At 34.2% G+C, this 23,814-nt stretch carries 30 protein-coding genes; all 30 read right to left on the bottom strand.

What is annotated here, in order from left to right; genetic code table 11:
- Positions 1-214 precede the first annotated feature (214 nt).
- On the bottom strand, positions 215-2,242 hold the full coding sequence (locus B9T62_RS18175; RefSeq protein ID WP_087916558.1) for a DNA polymerase III subunit alpha: 2,028 nt from the start codon (positions 2,240-2,242) through the stop codon (positions 215-217).
- Positions 2,243-2,514: 272 nt separating this feature from the next.
- Positions 2,515-3,459: a GIY-YIG nuclease family protein gene (locus tag B9T62_RS18180; protein ID WP_087916559.1), complete on the bottom strand. Its 945-nt coding sequence runs from the start codon at positions 3,457-3,459 to the stop codon at positions 2,515-2,517.
- Between the two features lie 69 nt (positions 3,460-3,528).
- Complete coding sequence (locus B9T62_RS18185) at positions 3,529-4,749, bottom strand: PHP domain-containing protein (RefSeq protein WP_087916560.1); 1,221 nt, start codon at positions 4,747-4,749, stop codon at positions 3,529-3,531.
- A 256-nt stretch (positions 4,750-5,005) separates the two neighbouring features.
- Complete coding sequence (locus B9T62_RS18190; RefSeq protein WP_087916561.1) at positions 5,006-5,263, bottom strand: hypothetical protein; 258 nt, start codon at positions 5,261-5,263, stop codon at positions 5,006-5,008.
- The gene (locus tag B9T62_RS18195) at positions 5,254-6,198 is read right to left on the bottom strand and encodes a ParM/StbA family protein (RefSeq protein ID WP_087916562.1); all 945 of its coding nucleotides are present in this window, start codon (positions 6,196-6,198) and stop codon (positions 5,254-5,256) included. Before B9T62_RS18195 ends, B9T62_RS18190 begins: the two co-directional genes overlap by 10 nt.
- A 177-nt stretch (positions 6,199-6,375) precedes the next feature.
- A complete protein-coding gene (locus B9T62_RS18200; protein WP_211296476.1) occupies positions 6,376-6,762 on the bottom strand; it encodes a hypothetical protein in 387 nt (128 codons plus the stop codon).
- A gap of 28 nt (positions 6,763-6,790) precedes the next feature.
- A complete protein-coding gene (locus tag B9T62_RS18205; protein WP_087916563.1) occupies positions 6,791-6,970 on the bottom strand; it encodes a hypothetical protein in 180 nt (59 codons plus the stop codon).
- Between the two features lie 119 nt (positions 6,971-7,089).
- Positions 7,090-7,689 carry a GIY-YIG nuclease family protein gene (locus tag B9T62_RS18210; protein WP_087916564.1) on the bottom strand — a complete coding sequence of 200 codons (600 nt, stop codon included), beginning with the start codon at positions 7,687-7,689 and terminating at the stop codon, positions 7,090-7,092.
- 50 nt (positions 7,690-7,739) lie between these two features.
- Positions 7,740-8,255: a hypothetical protein gene (locus B9T62_RS18215; RefSeq protein ID WP_087916565.1), complete on the bottom strand. Its 516-nt coding sequence runs from the start codon at positions 8,253-8,255 to the stop codon at positions 7,740-7,742.
- A gap of 304 nt (positions 8,256-8,559) precedes the next feature.
- On the bottom strand, positions 8,560-10,392 hold the full coding sequence (locus B9T62_RS18225; RefSeq protein ID WP_087916567.1) for a hypothetical protein: 1,833 nt from the start codon (positions 10,390-10,392) through the stop codon (positions 8,560-8,562).
- 179 nt (positions 10,393-10,571) lie between these two features.
- Positions 10,572-10,760, bottom strand: coding sequence for a hypothetical protein (locus tag B9T62_RS18230; RefSeq protein ID WP_087916568.1), 189 nt, complete (start codon positions 10,758-10,760; stop codon positions 10,572-10,574).
- A gap of 40 nt (positions 10,761-10,800) precedes the next feature.
- Positions 10,801-11,100, bottom strand: a complete 300-nt coding sequence (locus B9T62_RS18235; protein ID WP_087916569.1) for a hypothetical protein — start codon at positions 11,098-11,100, stop codon at positions 10,801-10,803.
- Between the two features lie 46 nt (positions 11,101-11,146).
- Positions 11,147-11,530, bottom strand: a complete 384-nt coding sequence (locus B9T62_RS18240) for a hypothetical protein (protein ID WP_087916570.1) — start codon at positions 11,528-11,530, stop codon at positions 11,147-11,149.
- Positions 11,527-11,721 carry a hypothetical protein gene (locus tag B9T62_RS18245; RefSeq protein WP_157793881.1) on the bottom strand — a complete coding sequence of 65 codons (195 nt, stop codon included), beginning with the start codon at positions 11,719-11,721 and terminating at the stop codon, positions 11,527-11,529. The genes B9T62_RS18240 and B9T62_RS18245 overlap by 4 nt, the downstream gene beginning before the upstream one ends.
- A gap of 42 nt (positions 11,722-11,763) precedes the next feature.
- Positions 11,764-12,609, bottom strand: a complete 846-nt coding sequence (locus tag B9T62_RS18250; RefSeq protein ID WP_087916572.1) for a hypothetical protein — start codon at positions 12,607-12,609, stop codon at positions 11,764-11,766.
- 45 nt (positions 12,610-12,654) lie between these two features.
- On the bottom strand, positions 12,655-12,936 hold the full coding sequence (locus B9T62_RS18255; RefSeq protein ID WP_087916573.1) for a hypothetical protein: 282 nt from the start codon (positions 12,934-12,936) through the stop codon (positions 12,655-12,657).
- 170 nt (positions 12,937-13,106) lie between these two features.
- On the bottom strand, positions 13,107-13,658 hold the full coding sequence (yyaC, locus tag B9T62_RS18260; RefSeq protein WP_087916574.1) for a spore protease YyaC: 552 nt from the start codon (positions 13,656-13,658) through the stop codon (positions 13,107-13,109).
- 393 nt (positions 13,659-14,051) lie between these two features.
- On the bottom strand, positions 14,052-14,768 hold the full coding sequence (gene thyX / locus B9T62_RS18265; RefSeq protein ID WP_087916575.1) for an FAD-dependent thymidylate synthase: 717 nt from the start codon (positions 14,766-14,768) through the stop codon (positions 14,052-14,054).
- Between the two features lie 66 nt (positions 14,769-14,834).
- Positions 14,835-15,380, bottom strand: a complete 546-nt coding sequence (locus tag B9T62_RS18270; protein ID WP_211296477.1) for a pyrophosphohydrolase domain-containing protein — start codon at positions 15,378-15,380, stop codon at positions 14,835-14,837.
- 37 nt (positions 15,381-15,417) lie between these two features.
- Positions 15,418-16,395, bottom strand: a complete 978-nt coding sequence (nrdF, locus tag B9T62_RS18275; RefSeq protein ID WP_281257743.1) for a class 1b ribonucleoside-diphosphate reductase subunit beta — start codon at positions 16,393-16,395, stop codon at positions 15,418-15,420.
- A 19-nt stretch (positions 16,396-16,414) separates the two neighbouring features.
- Complete coding sequence (nrdE, locus tag B9T62_RS18280; protein ID WP_425436695.1) at positions 16,415-18,514, bottom strand: class 1b ribonucleoside-diphosphate reductase subunit alpha; 2,100 nt, start codon at positions 18,512-18,514, stop codon at positions 16,415-16,417.
- Complete coding sequence (nrdI, locus tag B9T62_RS18285; protein ID WP_087916578.1) at positions 18,504-18,866, bottom strand: class Ib ribonucleoside-diphosphate reductase assembly flavoprotein NrdI; 363 nt, start codon at positions 18,864-18,866, stop codon at positions 18,504-18,506. The genes nrdE and nrdI overlap by 11 nt, the downstream gene beginning before the upstream one ends.
- Before the next feature lie 5 nt (positions 18,867-18,871).
- The gene (gene nrdG, locus B9T62_RS18290) at positions 18,872-19,381 is read right to left on the bottom strand and encodes an anaerobic ribonucleoside-triphosphate reductase activating protein (protein WP_087916579.1); all 510 of its coding nucleotides are present in this window, start codon (positions 19,379-19,381) and stop codon (positions 18,872-18,874) included.
- The gene (locus B9T62_RS18295) at positions 19,378-21,612 is read right to left on the bottom strand and encodes an anaerobic ribonucleoside triphosphate reductase (RefSeq protein ID WP_342746179.1); all 2,235 of its coding nucleotides are present in this window, start codon (positions 21,610-21,612) and stop codon (positions 19,378-19,380) included. Before B9T62_RS18295 ends, nrdG begins: the two co-directional genes overlap by 4 nt.
- Before the next feature lie 3 nt (positions 21,613-21,615).
- Positions 21,616-21,975 (bottom strand): Acb2/Tad1 domain-containing protein, encoded by a 360-nt coding sequence (locus tag B9T62_RS18300; protein WP_245864493.1) that lies wholly within the window; start codon positions 21,973-21,975, stop codon positions 21,616-21,618.
- A gap of 42 nt (positions 21,976-22,017) precedes the next feature.
- Entirely contained in the window at positions 22,018-22,494 is a 477-nt protein-coding gene (locus tag B9T62_RS18305) for a hypothetical protein (RefSeq protein WP_087916580.1), read from the bottom strand.
- A gap of 47 nt (positions 22,495-22,541) precedes the next feature.
- On the bottom strand, positions 22,542-22,772 hold the full coding sequence (locus B9T62_RS18310) for a hypothetical protein (protein ID WP_087916581.1): 231 nt from the start codon (positions 22,770-22,772) through the stop codon (positions 22,542-22,544).
- Complete coding sequence (locus tag B9T62_RS18315; protein ID WP_087916582.1) at positions 22,769-22,984, bottom strand: hypothetical protein; 216 nt, start codon at positions 22,982-22,984, stop codon at positions 22,769-22,771. The genes B9T62_RS18310 and B9T62_RS18315 overlap by 4 nt, the downstream gene beginning before the upstream one ends.
- 252 nt (positions 22,985-23,236) lie before the next feature.
- Positions 23,237-23,563 (bottom strand): hypothetical protein, encoded by a 327-nt coding sequence (locus B9T62_RS18320; protein ID WP_087916583.1) that lies wholly within the window; start codon positions 23,561-23,563, stop codon positions 23,237-23,239.
- 57 nt (positions 23,564-23,620) lie between these two features.
- Positions 23,621-23,797: a hypothetical protein gene (locus B9T62_RS39185; protein ID WP_157793882.1), complete on the bottom strand. Its 177-nt coding sequence runs from the start codon at positions 23,795-23,797 to the stop codon at positions 23,621-23,623.
- Between the last annotated feature and the right edge of the window lie 17 nt (positions 23,798-23,814).

Raw genomic sequence — 23,814 nt, forward strand, 5'->3', positions numbered from 1 at the left:
TTAGTCACCTCCTTTTCTTGTGGATCAGGGAACGCGTGTTTGTGTAAATCTGACTCAAACCTGTCTAAGTTGTTTGAATTATCATTATATTTATTCATATTTGTTCGTTTCTAAGAGATCAGATAAAACTTCAGTGACCACTTGGGCGTAGTAATCGTCTGTGAGCGGACGTTTTAGCAGTTTTTCAATGTTGGGCTTAGACATTTTGTTGATGTTATTGAGTGATTGATTTTGAGTCATTGTTGTTGGTCTCCTCTTCTTTTATATTTTTATTACTATCAATATATTTTGTGTAACCAGTAATCCATACCTCCATCTGATCTGTTTCAATAAACTGTCCATTTCCATCAGGAACAGATTTTAACTTCTTCTTATGTTCAGTGATTTCTATTAAATTACCCTTTTCTATTTTCAGTTTCTTATCTTTGCAATTAAACGTTTTCTTATCCATTTTGAAAATATATGTATTACCTTTTTGAACATTATACAGTGAAAGTTTTGGACTATACTTGATATCAATATCTGTAACAACACACCATGAAGATTCGATTTTTGGATATTTTACATCTGCATATCCCATATGCTCTATTTGGGTCATAACGACATCGTGTGGAAGGAGTTCGGGAATATCATTCTTTCTTAACTTAAGCTCAATTTCCAATAACTTCTCAATTCTTATGGCTAGTGTTTTTTCTACATAAGTTGTTTTATATTTAAACTCGCCATTTATAAATTCATCATAAATCTTCAACAGTAGTCCACTATGTCCGAACATATCAAAATAATTTAATTTTATTAATATCTTTATTTGTCTTGTGTTTACAGACGTATTTTTTGTAAGATGAATTAGTAGTTCGATAAATGTGTCATATGTATTTTCACTAGATTCAAATAGTTCATTTGCTATTTTTGTACTCATGAATTTTATTCCTGATAAATCAGCATAAATTGTATTCTTCTTCTCATCGGCAACAAAACTTCTATTATCGGTTCCAAATTTTACACCACCATCAATAATGCCAAATCCTTTTTGCATCTCATCTTTCAATAATCCAACTTTTTCTTTATTCTTCTTTTCAGCAAAATGACGTAGAGAAGATTCATAAAAATAAACCGGATAATGACTTTTGAGATATGCACAATAGACTGAATCTAATGCATAGCTATAGGCATGCGACGCATTAAATCCATATCCTGACGAATCTTCTATAATTTTCCATACTTTACTACTCATCTCTAAGGCTTCTTCTATCGTCACAGATTCTCTTTCCATAATTTTGTCACTAAACCCTTTAATGAATCTATCCTTGAGAGGTCTAACAACTGCTGGCTTCTTTTTACTAATCGCTTTTATAATTCCATATGTTTCATCTGACGGGAATCCTGCATAGGCAAGAGTAGCCATCGTTTGTTCTTGGTATAGTACAAAAGAGTTTTTCATTTCTTCTGTTTGTATAAGATCATCAAAACTACTGATTCCATATGAGAATGGTTTTCTAGATTCAAAAGTGTGATACATTGATTTAAATGAAGGACGAATCGCCGCAATAAATGCTGTTAATTCTGATATGTTAACAGGATGATACTTCTTTACTTTTTGAGTAGTAGAATATTTCTCAACCTGATTAACTCCTACGGTTAAGCCATTTGCATAAATATCCCATACTTTATTATTGTCTCTGATAACATTAAGCAATTCTGTTTCTGTATGGATTGGAATCCCGATTCTTTTATATGTATCATGAGTCGTCTTTACAACGTCCACTTTAAGCAAGTCGTTTTTTAGGAATTTATTTCTTTCTGCAATTTCTCCATCAATGAGAACAGCAATGACTTCTTTCTTAGTTGATTCACTCTTTATACGAATAAGACCTATCTCTTCTCTGATATTTCCTTGATATAATAAATGCGCACAAGGATGAGGCTTTTTGTCGGATATAATACCAGTGTATTTTTCACTCTCCTTGATGAGTGGATGATATTTTTCTTCAACAAAATCATAAACATCAATTAAATCTTTTTCATCATCTTCTGCATACTTCAATTCGCCCTCATACTTATCGAGTTGCTTTGATATTTCATTGGCAATTTCAAACGGTAGATTTTGAGACTTTGCATACATTTTAAATCCAGACTTAATTTTAAATGTTCCGTACGCAATCATGGGAAATGCATGACCTTCACCCAATACTTTATCTTGAGCTGCAATGAATACTTCTGGGTTTCCTAGATTCAAATCCAACCTTTATACCGTCCCTTTCGGGATATTTTTATTTGAACATATAAAAATGTTCACGGAGTAGACTATACCATCATCTCTTTAAATATGAGATGTCCCTTGGTAGTCGTTGAGACCTTCCCTTTTAAGGGCTATGTCTGCGGATTATCCAATCCTTAATCTTATTACTATACCTTGGGCATTACCCCTTGCCATCATAAAATTTCTCTTATGATTTAGTAATTAAGGCTCTCAGGAACTTCCCGCATATTCAGGATTTTCACATAACATCACTGCTATGTGCGACTATTTTTATCAATTATAGAATAATGATAACCCATATATTCTTCGCCAGTTTTTAGTATCTTATTTAACATTTTTTGTCCAATAGAAAGGATATCTCTTAATTGTTTTTTAGTTTCATAAATAATGCCATCTTCTAATCTAATAATTGGAATCATATTTGGTGTTTCTATCAAGCATTCTATATAATATTTTTCTCTATTCGATTCATTACTAAAAAATTCAAGATTTTCGTATTTTATTGATACCCAATGAAGACCTGCACATGTTCTAGTTTTGCAGTCGATGGCTACGGTAAAACTGGCCTCATGCTTTACGCTATATTTTTCTTTGGCTAATCCTATGTAATCAAATATTTCTCCAGTTTCAATGCACATGACTTTTTTTGCTTTAGGATTGTTCTTACCCTTTGATAGTTCATTTTGTTTTCTTAACATGCTCAGATGATTTTTTTGTTCTTTTGTCCATCTATTATTAAAATTTCCGTTATTCTTACCGCTGGTCTTCTCTGATAATTTCAACCGAAACTCTTTGCTTTGATAAGCACCATTAGGATCATTTCTGTATTGTGTTTGACGACTACGATATGATTCATCGTTCCATCTATTTATTGACTTTTCGCTTATATTATTTTTACTTGCTTCGGAATGATGTAATCCAGATACACCGTCTCCTCCATCTGTTTGATTCGTAATTCTAAAATCCGAATTATCTCGATAAAATTTTATAAGTTCTTTTTCTTTGCTGAAGGCATCTTTTTCAGAAAGACTATCATAAATTATTCGATGACTCCAATCATGGGTAGTCTTCATATCTTCACAAAATTGATTCCTTTTACCTGTGACTGCCCGATTTCCCTTTCCTTTACCAACATAAAACACTTCTTGAGTATTTTCTATATAATACTCATAAACAAAATAATTATTTTCAACTATCAATTACGCTTATCGATACTCCTATCTTTTGGCGAAGAATATTAGGTTATCAAAGATCATAATTGATTCGCGTCAATCGGGTAGCGATTTCGTCTCTAAAATACGACTCTCACTCATAAATCTTTCAGGGTATAAGTGTACTGGAGCAGATATTCTATCCACCTTAGAGAAGCCCAGAAGCGTATTAGTATAGAAGGATACTCCAGATCCACGACCAGTAGATGTAATGATCCCACCCATATTAACTGCTTCCTTTATGATCTCATGATCAATTAGAAAATAATCGGACATTCCAGTGTTAACAACTACCGTTCCTTCTTTTCTAATCTCGTCTACATAATATGCATGTTTCTCTGGCAGGATTAGCTTCTTTGCCTCTCTCCAACTGTCATTAATAAGCATCTTGTACTTATAATCTCGCTCATCTTGAGTTAGTTCAGGATAAAGTGTGGGAAGTTTAATATCTTTACTAAAAACTTTAATTATGTTTGAGTCATAATCATCAAAATCCATAAACAATAAAGTGTTATTAATAGCCCTATCAATCTGTTCTTCAGATAAGATACCTTGTTCCATAAATCTTCTTTTTAATGTTTCTCCATCTGGATAGTCCATGAACCATCCTTCTTCATTTTCATAAATAATACCCTTTGACTCAAGCACATTATCTCTATCTATTGCCTGTTCTGGATAGATAAAATGACTATCGCATCCAGCAATCAATTCAATATTGTGTTTAGCAGCCAAGTCTAATATCCGTCCATGTAGTTCCTTCTGAGGTTCTGTATGATGGGCTTGAACTTCCATCATAAAGTTTTTGCCAAAATATGAATGAAGGTCACTTACAATTTTATCAATGTCCTCATATTGCCAAAAAGCGATGCATGCAGACGTTACGAAAACTTCATTTGGGTCAACGGTAGATAATAAGTTTAAATCAATCCGTGGTCTGTAATAGTATCCTGTCTCATTTGCCTCTGAGAGAATACGGTTAATGTCACGTCTTCCCTTTTCCGATTTTGCAAATATACAGATATGGCCGTTCGTTTTATCTTTCTCAAGTCTATCCTTAACCCAATATGCCTCAGTTCCAAATATGAATTTAAGATTTTCTCTCTTGGCTACATCATATGTATCAAAATATCTACCTTGAAATCCATGTTCCATGCTACATAATATCTTATGATCAAGTTCTTTAGATCGTTTTACATAATCATCAATTTTAACTGAACTGTCTGGTACGAAGATGTTTGAGTAGTCTCGATGATTATGATAATTACAGTAGATGCACAAGTTAGTTAACGACTCCTTTCTTATATATCTTTACGAAATATTGATTTGATCAAATCTTTAGTTATTGATCTTTGCTAATTGCATTTGCAAAATAGCTAATAAAATCAACACAATACTCAAATCGGAACGACTGAGAAGAACTAATAAAATTGAAAATGAAGCAACAATCCAGAAGTATAAATTTTTGATTAAATTCACCCTCTCTATTCATCATTATATTTATTAATCTATGTATAGAACAGGCGTTACCCCGTTCTCATATTCCCAATAAAAACTCATCTATACTGTTGTCTAAAACTTCATCTGGTATTGATTCAGTGGCTGTATTTAATTCAAACACTTCACTATCAACAACTACACCTTTACTCCTAATCCTGTCTCCACCAGAAAACATCAATCTCAATGCCTCTCTAACTACATCACTTCTATCCTTGTGCTTGGGTAATTGTTCAAACGCCTTTATTAAATCTTCATCTTTATCCGGTCTCAACCTTGCTCTCGCTACTATTTCCATATACGAGCACCTATCTTTCCGTATCCTCTAATCTGGGACAATTGATCAAAAAGGATTTTATTGGGTAGGTTTAAATAGTTGTATATGAACCGTGCAGCACCTCCGCCAATTAAATAATGATCAAATCGAATATTCAAACTCTCAATTTCATTTTGTATTTGCTGTGCCAACGCTTTGAATGCTTTGTTTATCAGTGGTTTAATATCCATTCCTTCATATACACCGGATACAACGTGTTGATCCATTTCATACTTTGCCGGAGACTTTCCTATAGAAGCATGTAAATAACTCTGCAATAACTTGTATGCATTTTCTACACCCAATAGCAAGCCAGCCGATTCTTTCATAATCTCCATCTTGTCTAAGCCAAGTAATCCAAGAGTATAAAACCCCAAATCCACAGCCAATATTTTTGATTTGGCTACCCTATGTTTTTCTATGCTTCCATCTTGATTTAATATATAATCCATAGCAATACCATATCCTTGAGGAACAACTTTACATCTGTTTATGATAAGTTTGATTTGATTGTTACTATTTTTACCTTTACGAATATTATATGTACCGACTTCATTCAAACTAATTATCTTATTTTCAAATTCGCTCTTCTGTTTAAAATAAAAATTTAATGGTAATCCGGTTAATAAATTAATAGGATTCGATCTGCTGATAGCTCCAATTGCTGTCTTAAGAATGATATCGCTTGTTTTAGCTTCAGCCTTATTATTGTTCATTGAAAAATACTTGATGTCGCTATGACGTAATGCCAATTTCCCTACGAACATCTCATCATCAAAGACATAATCATCTGCTTTAATGTTCATGTCGAACATCGGTTTTGATTCTCCAATAATTGATGGCTGCAAATACGATCTCTTACCGTTTCTACCCTTAGTCCAACTAAATCCTAAATCAATTTCACAATTATCGATCAAGGTATAATCCTCCCATGTGTATAGATTTGGCTCATCTTGTATAGATGGGTATACATGTAGCCTTAAGCCCATAAGAGAATTATACCACGCATTATTTAATATGTATATGTTTACTTTATTGATTATTCACTCTTGATAAAATCTGTATTTTACGACATTTTAGTGGTCATAAAACCCTTATAAATCAATGGTTTCTATCTTCTCAACATTAGTCATTTTGAAAAATGAAGGAGTGTAACTGAATTCTTCCATCCATTTTACTAAAACCTCATTCAATCTCTCTTCCAAGATTTCTGAATGTTCGGATTTCACATCGCATAAATAATCTTCAGCAATTTCAGAACCAATTTCAGAACTTACATTTTCATGGATGTCCTCTAAGATATTATCAACATTGACTCCGACTCCGCAATTATTAGGTTCAATCTGTCCTACCCAAAATGATTCTCCTTCATAATAATCAACGCCGAGTTTGATTGCCTTTTCTTTAGTATCTAAATAATCAGATGTCCCCCAAGCACCATCTTCACATTTGTTATACATCCACTGTCCTTCTTTAAACATAATCTGCATTCTCCTCTTATTTATTACTTTATGCTCCAATATTGTGTAGCACAGATTCAATTTCGCCAATCAAATCTCTGGTTTCTTTCATTGAATTATCATACCTAGTCCATCCATCTTCTTCCATTACATCAATCCACTCCTCCAAGTCATTTTTTGCATTATTCAACAATCTAACAACATCTTCGATTTGGTCAATAAGTCTCATTTGCTAAACTCCTTTTTTTGTTAATTATTTTTAAGACATGGCTTAAATATTCTTCGGATATTTCGTATTCGATAAATGAATGAGCTACATCCACTAGCACACCTCTCTTAATTTTATATTTACTTTAATTTCAAACCGATTTTAGTAACAGCAATACCTCTTTTGTTTAATTCATATTTTATATATGCCTCACTAGGATTGAACCAATCTAATTTCGCTTCTGTAAAAGCAGTGAAAATAAAGGTAAATGTAATTAACCGCTCTCTCTCATTATTCAATAACCGTAAAACTTTTTCGCAAAATGATTCGGTTTTAATGATAATATCCTTTTGATATTCTATAAGTTTTTGCTCCTTAGTGCTAATATCAAAAGACTCGATATAATTTAATTTTTCTTGATAAATCTTATCCACTTTTAGTTTGTTGTATTTAGGTTTCATACTATTAATGTAATGTGATTCATATAAATCAAGCGAGAAATCAGATTCAACATTGCAGGTTCTGTAGTATTTTATCTCTCCACTAAATAAATGTGTATGTGTCTTTCCATTAATGTGATCATTAATTCTTTTGAAAAGGTTTTTTGTTTTGCCTATATATATTAAATTAATTTCGTCATCAAAGAAGAAATAAAGCCCTCTTTTCTTAGGGAGAGTATGTCTGAAAATCGCTGAATTATTCAGCATAGTGAATTTAGGTACATCGAAATTCAAATCCAATCATTAATCCTCCTATTTTTCTTTATAAAAGCAGCCTTTTAAAACGAAAGTTATACCTTTAATTCTCCATTAATATATTTGCCTTTTTCAATCTTCAGATCTAATCCAAGAGACTTTATCTGTGCTATTGCAGCATCATCAATTACCCCTCTTACAACTTTTCCGTGTTGTATTTTAATCAGACTGATGTAACATAGATGTCTCCATCCTTCATCTACTATCTTTCCTTCTCTTCTTAGCGTCTCTATTTCCAGTAAAGTTTTGTATTCGTAATCATTCAAGTTGTTTTCAACACGACAACCATATAAAATTGACTCTCCATTGACTTCTATATATGTATTATTCTCCAGCAAGTAATACTCACCAATTTTATTAACTTCATTATATAAGCCTTTAAGCTCTCTTCTAAATGCATAAGCGTCTCTATTAGCATAGTGAAAAGTGTGTAGCTGTCCATCTTTCATCGCAACGGTAAAATAGGTGTGATCGCCTTGATCGCTAAACCTTCCTCCCACTCCCCTTACTGACGCTATATCTACAATCTTAATTGTGTTCCAATATTCCATTTTACTCTTCTCCTCTTCTTTCGTATGAAATCATCTTTCATCACTCATACATATTACATTCTTTTGTACTTATTTATATTTTTAACACTGATAATTATCATGATTACACTCATAACGCCCCAAAACCAAGGAGTTGTGGTATTGGGTTTCACTACACTCAGAACAAAACATGAAACACTTATTACAGTAACCAATAAAATTAATACCAAGTCTCCAATATCAAAAAATTTATCAAATTTAGTTCTTCTCACACTCTTTTTTATCTCCTTTCCCTACTGGTTTACGAAACATAGATTTGGTGAGGTCAAGCAATAGCCAGTGTATTAATAATCCGTTCGTATAGATCATCTGGTTTTTTATTGTTCTCAAAGTTAATCAAGTGCAGTTCTCGAACAATTTCTTTCAAATTAAACAAAATGAACTTGTAATCCTCGATATCTAAATTATCATCCAAGTCATTTCTCAAGTTAGTCTTGTCAATAACCGTTCTATCGATATAAATCTTATTATTTTTAGCATCATGAATGGCAGTGAATTTATCTTCAATTGCTTCAATAGTATGGTTTAATACCTCTACAGATGTTTCTTTGAGAACCATCAAATCACCAATGGCAAAAACATTTCTATTGAATCCAACCATACGACTAATCATATCAAGTAGCATCATGGCTCTTCCTTCGGTGCTTTGTAATTCTGTGTTTGATAAAGATGCTCTAATTTTAGTTTTTTCAGTAAGTTGTGAGATATGGACAATGCTTTGTTCTTTTCCTAAAAGTTCAAGAACACTGCTTTCAAACTTATTTCTCGATACGATGATTTTTAGTTTATAATATTCAGCAATCTTAAATTTGTCCTCTTGTTCAATTACTTGATCAAACCCTAACCAAAACACTGGCTCGGAGTCAAAATCAATTTGTTTACCCTTCTTCTCTTCTAGTTTATCTCCATCAATTTCAGGTTCGCTTCGTCCACCAGAGCTACCTTCGTCCCCTCTCCAAGACCGAACGCCTTCTGCTTGTGGGGCTTTACTTTTTACATCTGATTCTATCTCAATTTCGTCGTAATTAGACTCTGATTGTTTTGCTGCCTTAGAGTTAAGAAATACTTCATACTGGTTGATTGTTTTCATTTCTACATTGTCGCGTTTAGCCAGTGCAATACCACTCAGGTATTTTGAGTCCTTTTCATCTTCGGTGTTAAAAATCAAGAATGTCATTTCATTCTTCAATTTTTCTTTGTCTGCATAGTAAGAAATTGAGTCAATATGATTATCTATGTATTTTTGTTCTCCGGTTAGGAAACTGTTATTTGCTAGTTCTTGAATATATGTTTTAACACTTTTCAAGAAATCATAATATTTATTATCTCTGATAATATCTTTGCGATCAGGAGAGGTTAGATTAAGCGTTTTATCTGTGATGTGTAAGTCGCCTTTTACATAGTAGAGATTTTCAAGTTTAGTTACGAAACGCCCCTTATAAAATACATTCAAATCTTGACAAAATCCGGTATGTAGAGCAATCCAACCTTTAAGCGTTTCATCGTTTATTTTACTATTAAACACACTTCCATCACCTTCGGTTAAATCCTTCTTTTCTTGGAGTTTACCATCGCAATAAATATCCAACTCATGAATATATTTACCAAGCATCTCCACTCGTTCTCGAATGCTTGATGAACTTACTTGACTAAAATCAAAGTTATTTAAGATTAGTTTAAAACCATCGTATGTATCACCAATATCATTTACTTCAATCTCAGTCTTATTATTCTGGATCATATCGGAAACGTTAAAGATGATATGCTTGTTACCTGTAAACACTTCAATATAGTCGCTCACCGTAATATTGCTAAAGAATCCCATTCCGAAAGGTGATTCTGATTTTTGAATGTCTTCATCCCATTCCGATTCAGCGATTGAGAATAGTGCTTGTGGATTAAGAAGAATCTTGCCGTTATTTTCAATGGTAACTTTGTCGTTGTAATAATCGACACTAACCTTTACCTCGGTGGCTTTTGCACGTTGAGCATTTTGAATATCTTCATCTAGAAATGAAAGTTTGTCTTTGAACGTACTTTGGCGCAAGAGTTTTAACTGATTGATTACATTTACCTTAACTTCTACTGGATTTGTCATTTAGTTCTCCTCTTATTAATATTTTTAGTCTATATAATCTACCGCCGACCGGAAAATCTCATCAAAAAACTCATTGTTTCCTGCATATCCACTCATATATGACAACATACTTATTAAATCTTCATTGCTTTTTTTAAGAATGATCTCATTCATTCTTATTTCATGAAGATCAACATCCTCTACCAACGAGTCATTTTCATTTTGCTATTCTCATAGTTTTGTTTTATCTCCTTTAAGTTATTATTTAACCGAACAATCTCTTCATCCTTCTCCTTTAGTTTCTTCTGATAATACTCAATTTCACATCCAATACATTGTCCATAAATGTATGCTGGGTTATCTTGATGTGTCTTGCATACTTTTGACATATGTTCTCCTCCTTATGAATCAGGTATTTGATCAAGAATTTTACTCTTCTTCAATATAAGTTAGTAGATACTTTACATCCTTTTTAATATTCTTACTCTGAACATTCATGATCTGCTGTGCCAATTCAAAACTGATTAATTTTTGATGAGCCATTTCTGAAACGTTGTTCATTAGGTGAGCATAGTCATAAATGTTCTTTGCACAGCCAGTAAGGTACTTCATCTCTGATTTTGATGGTGACAACATAACATTTTCTATTTGTTGCTCTTCCGCAATTTTATTGATTGCATTGCTCCAATCAGTGATATCTGCACTCGTTTTATTATTTCGCTTAGTCATTATGCGCTCCCCCATCTTTTGATAAATCTAGACTTTCATTAGAATATTAATACCATTCCTCTTCTTCTGAAAAAGCATTGTAATTAACGTTTATTTTCGTATAATCACTAACCTTTCTCTCTGCTACATTACTTCCCAATTCTCGATGATACTGACAGGACTCATCTTTATGTATGCATATCTGATTGTTCCACATTAATCCTTCTGATGCAGTTCCTTTATGACTCCAATGTGATTCTGCTGAATAATGTTTGCTTGGATAGCCCCATCCAATACCTACATCACATACCAGCGTCTTTTTGAAAATTTCTTTTTTCACAAACACGTCTGCGTCTTGTTTAGACTCATTACACTTATTTTGCCAATATGTGCAAAATACATAATCGTCATTACCACTTTTGTTAGCGTAAATGCAAGTTGAACAATTCAAGATTCTTTCTCCTCCTTCAGCTTCTTAATGTCCCTAAGTAACACTCTGATAAATCTATCTCCGTCAGATGCTCCCCATTCCTTGCCATTCACCAATAGCGTTACCCAATTTCCATCATCAACATATTTATAAGTACTACCATTGTTTGCGATGGTCTCATACTCAAAAGTTTCTTTAAATCTGCTCATCATTTTCTCCTTTAGTGTTTTAATAAAACTTGTCTTTGATTAACTCTACTTTCGATACACAATCCATTCGCCACAATCAATCTTCTGTTGTGCTTCTTCTTCTGCTACTGGTCTACCCGATCCATCCGCATAGATACAACGAACCTTTCCTGTCTCATATCCATCGAAATCACGATCCCACGAAATCAGCATCTTACCAACAATACGACTATAAACAAACTCACATCCATCAATATCTGTGATATCGAAGTTTTCCACCTGACTCATGTCGCTCCCTTCCTTATTTCCTAATGCTACTCTAGCTCGTTTTCCTATATCACGATCCATCAGAGAGAAGAATATTCCACCTTCATATTCGCCCTGTTCCCAGTTGAGAGAATTCGCATACCACATTAAAGACTCTTCTAACCTCATAGCCCTTTCGTACTGATCGAAGTGCATTTTTTCAAACTCACATCCCTCGTCCTGTAAATGGGCTATGGTCTGCTGTGCCTCTGCCAATCGTTGAGCTAGTTCTAACGTCTCGTTGTAGTAGTTTTTATAATTGATCGCAGCAATGTTTCGCTGTTGTTGTGCCTCTTCCACCTCTCGTTTCAGCCGTGCGTTTATCTCACGGAGATGTTGATTATGGGCACGCTCATTGTGGTAGGCATCAAGCAATCTGCGTTTAGGCTGGTCAAGGGCTTGTTTTGCCTCTGTCAATCTACCTTCAAGCCTTGTTCCAATGTCTAGAGACTCTTTAAGCATCCATTCGCGTTTCGTTAGTTGTTGCTCCGCCTCTTCTAAAGCAGCCAGCAGTTTTACTGTTAATTCATAGTGTTCAACGTCGCTAAAATCCCATTTTCTTTCCAATGTGTATTCTTTGTACTTTTTGAATTCTTCCGGTATCATTTAGTTTTCTCCTTTTTGTTCATCAAATTATGTTTTTATGTATTTTCAGACTACAATTTTATAAAACTTCCGTTCATATGACTGTTTGCGATCCTCAGAAACATAAGCGTAATCACTATTTTTACTCATATTGACAACCGTATCTCCTGAAACAACAAACTGTAAATTATGATATTGAACGATTCTGTAAGGATATGTATTAGTTACTCTTCCAGTTTCAACTGCACGTTTAATTTTGAAATCAATTTGATCATATGTATCACATTTATGAGCACTATATGGACAAAGTTCCTGATATTGTTCTCGAACCAATTGTTTAATCTTCATTGATCAATTCCTCCATTCGAATGAATTTTTCTTTGTCGTATTCACTGAAGGTAGACTCTATATTTTGGTCAAACTTCCCTTGATTATATGCCATTTGATAATGGTGTCTTCTGATTACATCAAATCGACTGGACCAAATATACGAACAACTAAATTATCGATAATCTTTTTCATTGCGCAATAGCCACCTCCATCAGATTTGTTTCTCCAAACATTTGAGCTAACGCATTTGCAATTTGATTTGCCATATCCATGACCAAACTAAGTCTTGTATTTTGTAGAACAAAGTATTCCATATATCCTCCAACATTTACAATTCCGCTAATACTATAATCACCCACCCTGCCTAGATCCTTTCCGACTCCAGCACCAGGAGATATACCGCCCTTAAATACTTCGATTACTCCAACAGAGGATGAGTTTCCCAGGCAAGCATCAATTGCGATTATGGTTTTATCTAAAGGGATAGAATCAACTTTTTCTTTCAGATTAACTGCATGAACTGGATTATGTATTGTACCAAGCACGTTGTCGAATCCTAACTGCTCCAGCATTGTTCCAACCATTGGTCCAAGTGAATCTCCTGTTGATCTGTCCGTTCCAATGCAGACAAACACGATGTCTTCATTATAAATATCTTTATCAATAACGTGTCTAATCGCTTCAAACAATCCTGTTTTACCTAACTCCACTCTTCTGAGTCTGGTTCTGTTCTTCTTCATTTAATTTTCCCTCCTGTTATACAAACATCATTATTCACTCTAGACATTTTAAAAGGTCTGTCCGTTGTTGCTTCATACTTCAGCAGCTCTTCATATGTATCTTCGGTTGGTTTAAATTTATCGCCATTCTTGGTGATATAATCATGTTTGCTATCAATTATGAAACTGATTGCTCTTCGCTCATCTTCAACCCAACATTGAGATAGTATTGTTCTGGCTTCATGGCTTAGTTCTGAATTGGTGCTGTTTGTCGAAACAATTGATTCTTCTTTACTATTTTTACTTTTAATATTTATCTCCTCCTATAAAATAAAAGTACAGGCTTTTTGTTTCTTTAACCTGTACTTAGTGTAACACTTATTATGTTATTTGTATATATGTTTACTTTATTAATTATGAGAAATATTTTTCTATCCAAGGATCAACTTCAAGGATTGCTGATTTGATTCCTTCTGCTAGTTGAGTAATTTCATATTGAGCACCTTTTCCCGGCTTACGTTTAGAATAAAAGTCTAGAAGAGTGCGTAGATTACCCGTCATTACGATGTTTGTTGTGGCTGCGTTAGGGAGAACCATTCGAGCATCTTCTGCTGGCACTCCACATTCACGCAACTCATCGTAAACACCCTGCAAATCATTCAGAGCCACTTCGTAGATTCTGTATGCATCCGCATTGTCATCAATAGATCGTGGTACTACGTGTTCAAAACCTCCACTTTTATCATTACTGCCCAATCTAACATAACGTTGACTTTGGACACTAAACGATAAATGTCTATGACGAGTCAATTGAGCAAGTAGAGCACGGCTAACTCCTTCTAACGCAAATGTATATGTTAAATGCTCAAGCGTACTGGTGTGCCCTGAACCAGTTATATGGCGAAATAGACGGTCTGCTTCAGTTCCACCTTGACCGTCAGTAGCTTTGTTCCCAAAGTATTTTTTACCTTCTAGAGAAATAATTTCAGACGGTTTATTAGGGCTATAGCAACATCGAATAGCGCTAAGAGCAATTGCCGCTCGTTCATTATATTCAAAGTCAATATTATATTTAATTTCCTCTTTAAATGACTCTGAAAGTTGAGTATGTGCGATAAGTTTAATAATCATTTATTAACTCCCTTAAATTTAGTTTAGATAAAAAGGCGATGGATTATCCACCGCCAGATATAATGCTTACTCGAATCTCTTTGCTCCAAGCTCAATTTGATTGTTTGCCTCAATTAGAATCTTTGGTTCTGGAGCATGATCATTTTCCCAGTTATCGGGCTTAACAACTTTACCAACTTCATTATAATGTGGCTCCCCATCGGGAAATATTTTTCCCATATTGGCCTTATGCACCAGATTAAAAATCTTATCCGGGATGATGCCTGTCTCAACAAAACCGCCATTTGCGAAATATAAAATATCAGTAAATGCATCAATTTGACCAATTAGTTTGTTGTCAGGGAATGGTTTCTTGAGTTGCTTATCATATGTTTTCTCTGCATTGAGGATTAGTTCTGCAAAGAATCTATCGAAACGCTCCTTGTCTCCCGCTGTTGCGTATAGCAGCTCGATTACTTCCTCAAGAATAAATGAAGCTCGATTCATTGAAAGCTTATCAGAAAGTTCAGTTGGGACTTCTGGGGCAGGACAATTGAATGCTTGGTGAAACTCACGGACTTGTTCGAATTGAGTTTTTTCTGCTTGAAATGGTTGTTTTATCATGTCTGTCATATTTGTTATTTTTCTCCCTTTTTTATGTTTATTTTAATTAATTCGAGAAGTAAAAATCCTCATCCTTCAGTGCTTCTGTAACCGCTTTTTGATATGAATTTCCTTTTAACGAGAAGAAGTCCATAGACTTTGTTTTTGTATCTAGTCCATTAATTACAATCTGATTAACTTCTTCTTCATCAAAGTAATTATCGAAGCCAAGGTTTTGTAATGCCTTATTCGCATTGTATCTCAAGAACTTTTTAACATCGTGGGTCAATCCAAGTCCATCATATAAATCCTCGGTATATCCCAACTCATTATTATAAAGTTGTTTTAGCAATTCGATAGAAAAATCATTCAACTCAATCTTAACTACATCTGATTGTTTATTGTAGATTTCCTGTGCGAGTAATCCGATGTACACTCCGTGGATTGCCTCGTCTCGAATTATCAGATTAATAATTTCTCCACTTTGCATCATTCTTCCTTGACCATAACAGAGTAATGGATAGTAGAACCCGCTGTAAAATAAAAAACTTTCGAGATAAACAGATGCCACCATTGCCTTGTAGAGAGAAATTTCATCTTCAGATTTAACATCGTTATAAATATCTACAATGATGTTGGCCTTCCTCTGAAGGTATTTGTTATCCTTAACCCACTGGAACAAATCTTTAATTTCTTCACTTGGGGAAAGAGTCATAAAGATATTTGAATATGATTTAGCATGAACAGCATTCTCCATCATTGCCATAAAGTTTAGAACTGCTTTTCGTTGATGTCCTTCTACTTGTCCTGCGATTAATGGCATACCAGTGTTCCCTTGTTCAGTATCAAGTAATGTTAGCCCTGCTAAGGCTTTTTTATATGTTTCTTTTTCTTGTAGGTTCAAAGACTTCCAAATCAACAAGTCAGAGTTGAGGCTGATTTCTTCCGGTAGCCAAAACTGTCTTACATTTTGATTGTAAAACATCTGTGTAAATGAGTCTTCTTCTGAAGACCAATCAGCAGCATCATATATTTTCTTATTCAATAGATTAATCTCCTTTATATTAGACTGAGCAAGATAAACAATCATCTCTAGTAGTATCTTTTGTTCGCATGTAATAAAGTGTTTTAATTCCTTTGTGGTGGGCGTATAGGTCGATTCGATTTAAATCTCTAGTTGTATGAGTATCTTTTAGAAATAGTGTGAAACTAATGCCCTGGTCAACGTGCTGCTGAATCGTAGCAATCATATCTACAACTTTAAACATATCCATATCATAAGCTTCTTTATAGAAAAACCAAGTCTCAGGAGACAGATAAGGCATTGGATAGTATGTCTTGGAGTTTCCATAAGTACGTTCCTCAATACGTTCCATAATAGGCATTACGGAGGCTGTAGATGATTGAACATATGAGATGCTTCCTGTGGGTGCAATAGCTAGACGATAAGAATGACGTAGGCCGTGCTTCATTACTTGGATCTTAAGTTGTTCCCAGTCTGTAACTGATGGAATAGTCATGCCTTCAAATAGAGATTTGATCTTATCAAACTTCGGAGAATAATCATTTTCCAAATACTTATTAAAATAATTTCCCGAAGCATACTCACTGTCTTCGAATCTATAAAACTTCTTACCCGTCCCCTTAGCAATCTCCATCGAACGCTTAATGGAGTAGTAATTGACCATCATAAAGAATGTATTTGCAAAATCTCTTCCCTGTTCACTTTCATAAGAGACTTTATTTTTTGCCAAATAACCATGAAGATTCATCGCGCCTAGACCAATTGAAGTCATTAATTTGTTGGCTTTACTAACTGCTGGAGCATTCTTAATATCTGTCTTCTCAGAAACAACAGTTAATGCATCAACACCAATTCCAACTGTCTCTGCTATTGACTTATTTTCCATTACATTAACAATATTGATTGAACTCAGATTACAAGACACATCAAGACCAAGCTCATCCTCTTCTTTGTAGTCATGATAACTAGACACATCTGTCAGTTGGAGAATTTCCACGCATAAATTAGAAAACTTAACTTTGCCGATCTCTTTAAGTGCATGAACAGCATTTACATTATCCTCAAACATGATGTATGGATATCCAGATTCAAATCTCAATGCAGCCATCTTCTCCAACAGTTTACGTGGATTAACTTTATCTTTTCTTACATTGGGATTTTCGGCTAATTTATCATACATTTTGTTCAGATCCATATCATCAAGATGTTGACCATATTCTTTATAAACTGTATATGGATAGAATATATACGCATCCTTATCTTCTCTGGCTAGTTCGATAAATTTGTCTGGAATGACTACTCCAATGGATAAAGTTTTCACACGAACATCTTCATCGGCGCTTATTTTTTTGGTGTCAAGAAAGTCGTTAATATCAGCATGAAATACATTTAAATATGTCGCTCCACTTCCTTGTCTCTGTCCCATCTGATCTGCATAGCGAAATGCGTTATCCAGTAGTTTCATTACCCCTACTACACCCTTAGTGGCATTCTCAATCCCTTTAATGGCCTCTCCTTTTGCTCTAATTTTAGAAAGATTGATCGAAACACCACCACCCACCTTACTAAGTTGCATCGACATATCAACTGCTTTTGAGATGTCATTGAGTGAATCATTTACCTCCATCAAGAAGCAACTAACCAACTCTCCTCTACGCTTACGACCAGCATTAAGAAATGAAGGTGTGCTCGGCTGTATCTCTTGATTGATCAGTGCTTTGACTAATTTCTGTGCTTTAATGTAGTCTCCATCTGCTAAATAAAGTGCAACAATTGAAACCCTATCTTCATATCGTTCAAGAATTTTCTTCTTGTCATTAGTCTTTAATGCATAGTCATTGTAGAATTTAAATGCACTCATGAAAGATGAGAATCTAAATTTCTTAGAATATGCGATCTCAAAGATATTTTTAATCTGTTCATATGTATACTTGCTCAAAAATTCTTCTTCGTAATATTCGCTTTCAATCAGATAATTAAGTTTCTCCTTGAGGTTATGGAAGAAAACTGTGTTTTGATTAATGTAATCAATAAAATAACTCTTTACTGCTTCTTTGTCTTTATTAAATTGATACTGACCATTTTGCTGAATCATAATCTCATTGTTAAGATTGATATATTTATTTGTGTTAGACAATATTTAATGCCTCCTGTTTTATCTTTTCTACGTCTTTTTTATTTCCCGATAGTTCAAACTTATGTAACAGAGGTACTTCGTATTGTTTTGAAATTGTTTCTGCTGCACCGCAGAAGAATTTTCCCCAATTCATGTTGCCACTTCCGATTACACCTTTAATGTTTTTGTTATTTAGAGATAGAAAACGATCAACAGATTTTGGAACTTCTCCAAATCCAGTTGTGTATGTAATTAATACAAATGGTTCGTGGACTATTAAATCAGGAGTAATTTTGATACTTTTCATGTCTAACTTGTCAACAAACCTTTGGACATTTCCTGTCAACGAATCATAAACAGTGAGTAATTTAACCACCTCCTCTATTTATCTAAAGATAGAAGAATTGCCTTTCCACATTCTAAACTTTCTTTAACGTCCAATATTCTCTGATTCCGACTTCCAGCAAATTTAATTGTAGTGTCCCTCAGTCCAATTTCAAACTTCCCATCAACCAAAACATCGCACATTTCCAATAATTTATATTTGTTATCTTTCTTGCCCATCAATTGTTCAATCGTGAACCCCGTATATACCCATATATTAATATCTGGTATTTCATTTTTTAACTTTATTACAAATTTAATCACTTCTTTTGCTGAGAAAAAACAATCACCTCCAGAAAGAGTTAATCCAGATAGTAGTGGATTTGACTTAATGTCCTCGATAATTTCTTGTTGCTTACTTTCTGTAAATTCTTCTCCATAATTCTTATCATGCGTTTGAGGTGAATGGCATCCAAAACAGTTGTGATAGCAGCCGCTAAAAAACACGACTGCTCTCAACCCCTGACCATCAACAATACTTTCCTTTATGTATCCAGAGATATTCAAGTGTGACGAACCCTATCACGTTCCTCAGCCCGTTTTGCTGAGTTGAAATTATTTACATTTCCTGTCAAATACCCTGTCACCCTACGAATTTTAGATATTTTTTCTTCACTGTTTTCACCACAGGCAGGACATTCTTTATTAATCACTCCGTCATAATAACAAGACATACACTTGTCAACTGGATGATTAATGCTAAAATATCCAATATTTTTACTCAGAGCATATTGCACAATATTTTTAAATGCTTCTAGATTATTTCTAGCATTACCATCAAGTTCTACATAGGAAATGTGACCAGCATTTGTTAGTTTATGAAATGGTGCCTCTAGATCAATCTTCTTATGAGCAGCAATTTCATAGTATACAGGAATATGAAAAGAGTTGGTAAGATATTCTCTATCTGTTACCCCTTCAATTTTTCCATACTGTTTCTGAAGCATTCTAACAAACTTTCCTGCTAATGATTCCGCTGGAGATGCAAAACAAGTTACATTCATATCATATTCATCTGACTTCTTATCACAATAATCACGAATATATCCGATTAGTTCTTGACCAAAATACCAAACATTTTGATCTTCTCCGTGATGTTTTCCAAACAACGCTTTCAAGCATTCTGCTAATCCAACGAATCCAATGCTGACCGAACCCATGCGAAGCAAATCTTTAATTTTCTGATTTGGATGGAGTTTTTCTCCGTCAATCCATGATCCATTTTGCATCATAAAATCACTTGCTTTTGCTGGTTGATTACCTTGAATATCAAAACGATGAAGTAATCCATCAAGTGTAATATCAAGAATCTCATCTAGTTTGCTCCAGAAACCATTAACGTCAACTTCAGTTCTTCCATTTACTACTCCGTTTTCAATGCCAAGTTTAGTTAGATTAATTGAATTAAACGAAATATTTCCACGACCAGATTGATATACTTCACCGAATCGATTTGAAATAACTCGGGTTCTGCACCCCATCGTTGCTATTGAAGTATCTGGTTTAGTAGGATCATAATATTGAAGGTTAAAGTCCGCATCGACATTTACGAAGTTTGGAAAAAGTCTTTTACTGGAGCATTCAATTGCCTTTATAAAAATATCATAGTTTGGTTCGCCTAAATTTTGATTTACTCCTTGTTTACATTGAAAGATTAGCTGAGGGAAGATTGCTGTTTCTGAATGCCCAAGTCCATTCATAGATGCATTTAGAATAGCTTCAGATATCATTCTTCCTTCTGTACTAGTACACAATCCAAATGTAATACTTGTGAAAGGAACTTGACCGCCAGCACGTGAGGCCATTGTATTTAGATTATGAATCATACTCTCTGCTGCTTGTTTCGTTTCCAGTCTTGTTTCTTCTAATGCATATGTATAAGACTTAGGAAAAACTTTCAGAAGATCAGTATTATCAACGTTCAACTCTTCAATGTCCACTGTTACAAATGTTTCACCGAAATACATTTGACCTTTCTTGAAGTGCTTCACGAATGACTTTGTTACATATGGGGCCAAATCCCAATCGAATTTAGATGCTCCACAGCCTCCATACTGACTGTTTTGTTGGCACTGGAAGATAATAGCTACCTGAGCCATAGCTGTCATGATAGAGTTTGGAGTGCGTACAGAACCTTTATCACTAACCTGGAATCCATCTGCCAATAATTTATCAAATGGAATGAAGATGCAGTTATGTGTTCCAACTGCATAATGATCTAGGTCATGAACATGAATATATCCTTCATCTATAGCCTTAACTAATCGTTTTGGAAGCATTACGTTTCTCGCATACATCTTACTATACTCTGATCCAAAACGATTCATTTTTCCACTGTATGATTCGCCATTTAGATTAGCGTTTTCTTTAGTGACTTCCTCATTATCTCCAGAAATAATCCCTTCCCCGATCTTAAACAATTCACTTTGTTTTAAGCGCTCTTCTGTTCTTTTTTGGCGGTATGTTATGTATTCTTTTGCAACATCTTTTCTGCTACTCATCATTAAGTCTTTCTCGATTAGGTCTTGAATCTGTTCCACTGAATATGTATTTTTACTCTTTTCTACTTGTTGGGTAACTTTCAAAGTGATTTTCTCTGCTAGTTCTTTATCAATTCCTACCTCAGTCATTCTCATTGCCTTAACAATTGCTTCTGTGATTTTATTTGGATTATATTCACTAAGGATTCCATCTCTTTTAGTAACCTGCGTATCTGCCATCCCCTGTCTATTATTCAATCTCTATTCGCTTCTACTAATTCCTGCATTAGCCCAGAACACGCTCTGCTCAAGGTTCGTCATAGCCAATGATTTTTCACGACCATTTGGAACCATTTCTTCGATTAGATAGGCGAGTTCTTTTGCCATATCTCTAATAGACTGATATTTTTCTGGCTGACCCTCTTTTGGAGAGTGGTAAGAAAAGTTATTTTCAATTGTCGGTCTGAAACGATTCTTCACAAAAAATGCTACCTCGTCGATGATCATGTGCTTAAAAATATAGGTATAATCATCATAAATGTATTCCATATTCCCGCTAATTTCAGACTTTTCTACTTCTCCGATATACTTTCCTGTATATAATTCAACACACCTAATCATTTGATCTCTCCCTTTAGTTGATAAATTATTATTTTTACGATATTATTGCTCAATCCGAATCTTAAAAATATCGCCATTCTCATTATAGGAATGAATACTGAATACTGAATCAAATGTACTTGGTTCGCCTTCATTACAAGATGTAAAGTCAATCGCTCCGTTTGTTTTGGCATTTGGAATATTAAAGTACACTTCCTTATCTTCCTTTGTATCATCAGTACGATAAAGTGTTTTAGCAATGAGTTTGCATTTCTTTACTAGTTTTGGATTATAGGATATTTCTTTAAAATCCTTCTCATTATTTAATTCTTTTTCATAGTCGCTTCTATTATTTTTAACTTCAGCATGAGAAAATTCGAGAAGATCATAATTCAATAAGGCATCTTTAATGTACAGATATGGAGAGTATCCTTGAGATGTCTTGAGATAACTTTGTTTAAGACTATCTAAGTGAGCAACTTTATTTCCATTTTCGTCAAATACCAGCAGTTCAATTACTTCGCGTGTTCCATAATTCATTTTATTTCTCCTTTTAATATGTATTTTCACTTTATAAAACTTATTTCTTACTTAAGCCGATCATACCAAACTCTCTGATCAAACTCTCTCCAAGCTTCCTTCCAAAACTTCTCATCCAGAGTATCCATTTTCTTAAATTCCTTCACTCCGATGAATTCCTTTAACTTCTTCTTCACATAAGCATCCTCATGCAAATTCACCTCATTCTCGCTTCCCATATCATTCTTGAAACAATCATACAGCGCATCTCCCAAACTTATGTATGTTTTATTTGTCATTGTTTAATCTTTTTAACACCTCCCCATTCTCCAATTTCATATCCTTCGGGAAGCTCATCGATAATATCCCATCGACTTAATATATTCTCTTTCCTATCCCCTAAACTTTTACAGAAAACATTATTCTCGTCATACCAATGTACTGATCCACCAAACATTGAATATTCTAGTGTTCCAAATCTTCCATCTTTCTTATGTTTCAGGATTTCCAATTAATCACCACCTTTTATACTCATATTTTAATTATATGTTTACTTTATAAGTCTGTCAACAAGTTTCACAATCGATTCTTTGCTGCTCATAATCATCAGTAAAATATGGGCAACTCGTAGCACGGAATATGTATTTACCATTGTCTGAGACCGGAGTAATGTTGTCAAACATTCTGAAGTAATCATTGTACTGAAGCTTGTAGAGCATAGTTGGAACCCACTCATCATTAACTAGTTTCTGGAATGTTCTCATTAATTCTGAAATAAAAAATCGTTTTCTTCAGTTACAATTTCTTTAATATTCATCATAATTTTATCCGAGGTCATATTCACATCAGGAACGAAAGTTAATGCTTCAGCTACAGAATAACTACCATCTCTGTTTGCTTGTTGTGTTGATACTTGAACCAAGCAACCATTGGGCAAATTGCACACTTTTGTTGATTTCATCCAGCCTTGAGATTCAGAACTTGCCTTACAAAGTAGAGCGAAAGTATCTCCATCTCCAACAACTTTGATATCTGAAACTTTCTTTTTTGCATCTTCAATACTATCAACTGACAGGTTTTTATTTTCCATTATTAATCATCCTTTTTATTTTATTTATGTTCTGATCAAAGATACATTTTATTTACTTCACATTTTCCCAGTTCTAAAACGTCTTTCCATCATTTTTTTGATTCCATCACTATCTTCTAGTGTTTTCTTCACTTCTTCATTTGTCGACATAGTATCAATTAGGTCATTAAAGAATTCTAATTCTACTCCCTTAAAAATCTTGCCAGCCTTTGTTCGTAATTCGCTTTTTTTCATTATTGTCTCCTTCATAC

It is taken from the genome of Paenibacillus donghaensis, assembly GCF_002192415.1.
Taxonomy (GTDB): Bacteria; Bacillota; Bacilli; order Paenibacillales; family Paenibacillaceae; genus Paenibacillus_AQ; species Paenibacillus_AQ donghaensis.

Excerpts from the sequence above, each read along its gene's own strand:
- B9T62_RS18190 (WP_087916561.1), bottom strand. The coding sequence starts at position 5,263 with ATGGAAATAGTAGCGAGAGCAAGGTTGAGACCGGATAAAGATGAAGAT.
- B9T62_RS18200 (WP_211296476.1), bottom strand. The coding sequence starts at position 6,762 with ATGTTTAAAGAAGGACAGTGGATGTATAACAAATGTGAAGATGGTGCT.
- B9T62_RS18205 (WP_087916563.1), bottom strand. The coding sequence starts at position 6,970 with ATGAGACTTATTGACCAAATCGAAGATGTTGTTAGATTGTTGAATAAT.
- B9T62_RS18215 (WP_087916565.1), bottom strand. The coding sequence starts at position 8,255 with ATGGAATATTGGAACACAATTAAGATTGTAGATATAGCGTCAGTAAGG.
- B9T62_RS18225 (WP_087916567.1), bottom strand. The coding sequence starts at position 10,392 with ATGACAAATCCAGTAGAAGTTAAGGTAAATGTAATCAATCAGTTAAAA.
- B9T62_RS18230 (WP_087916568.1), bottom strand. The coding sequence starts at position 10,760 with ATGTCAAAAGTATGCAAGACACATCAAGATAACCCAGCATACATTTAT.
- B9T62_RS18235 (WP_087916569.1), bottom strand. The coding sequence starts at position 11,100 with ATGACTAAGCGAAATAATAAAACGAGTGCAGATATCACTGATTGGAGC.
- B9T62_RS18245 (WP_157793881.1), bottom strand. The coding sequence starts at position 11,721 with ATGATGAGCAGATTTAAAGAAACTTTTGAGTATGAGACCATCGCAAAC.
- B9T62_RS18250 (WP_087916572.1), bottom strand. The coding sequence starts at position 12,609 with ATGATACCGGAAGAATTCAAAAAGTACAAAGAATACACATTGGAAAGA.
- B9T62_RS18255 (WP_087916573.1), bottom strand. The coding sequence starts at position 12,936 with ATGAAGATTAAACAATTGGTTCGAGAACAATATCAGGAACTTTGTCCA.
- yyaC (WP_087916574.1), bottom strand. The coding sequence starts at position 13,658 with ATGAAGAAGAACAGAACCAGACTCAGAAGAGTGGAGTTAGGTAAAACA.
- thyX (WP_087916575.1), bottom strand. The coding sequence starts at position 14,768 with ATGATTATTAAACTTATCGCACATACTCAACTTTCAGAGTCATTTAAA.
- B9T62_RS18270 (WP_211296477.1), bottom strand. The coding sequence starts at position 15,380 with ATGACAGACATGATAAAACAACCATTTCAAGCAGAAAAAACTCAATTC.
- B9T62_RS18300 (WP_245864493.1), bottom strand. The coding sequence starts at position 21,975 with ATGATTAGGTGTGTTGAATTATATACAGGAAAGTATATCGGAGAAGTA.
- B9T62_RS18305 (WP_087916580.1), bottom strand. The coding sequence starts at position 22,494 with ATGAATTATGGAACACGCGAAGTAATTGAACTGCTGGTATTTGACGAA.
- B9T62_RS18310 (WP_087916581.1), bottom strand. The coding sequence starts at position 22,772 with ATGACAAATAAAACATACATAAGTTTGGGAGATGCGCTGTATGATTGT.
- B9T62_RS18320 (WP_087916583.1), bottom strand. The coding sequence starts at position 23,563 with ATGGAAAATAAAAACCTGTCAGTTGATAGTATTGAAGATGCAAAAAAG.
- B9T62_RS39185 (WP_157793882.1), bottom strand. The coding sequence starts at position 23,797 with ATGAAAAAAAGCGAATTACGAACAAAGGCTGGCAAGATTTTTAAGGGA.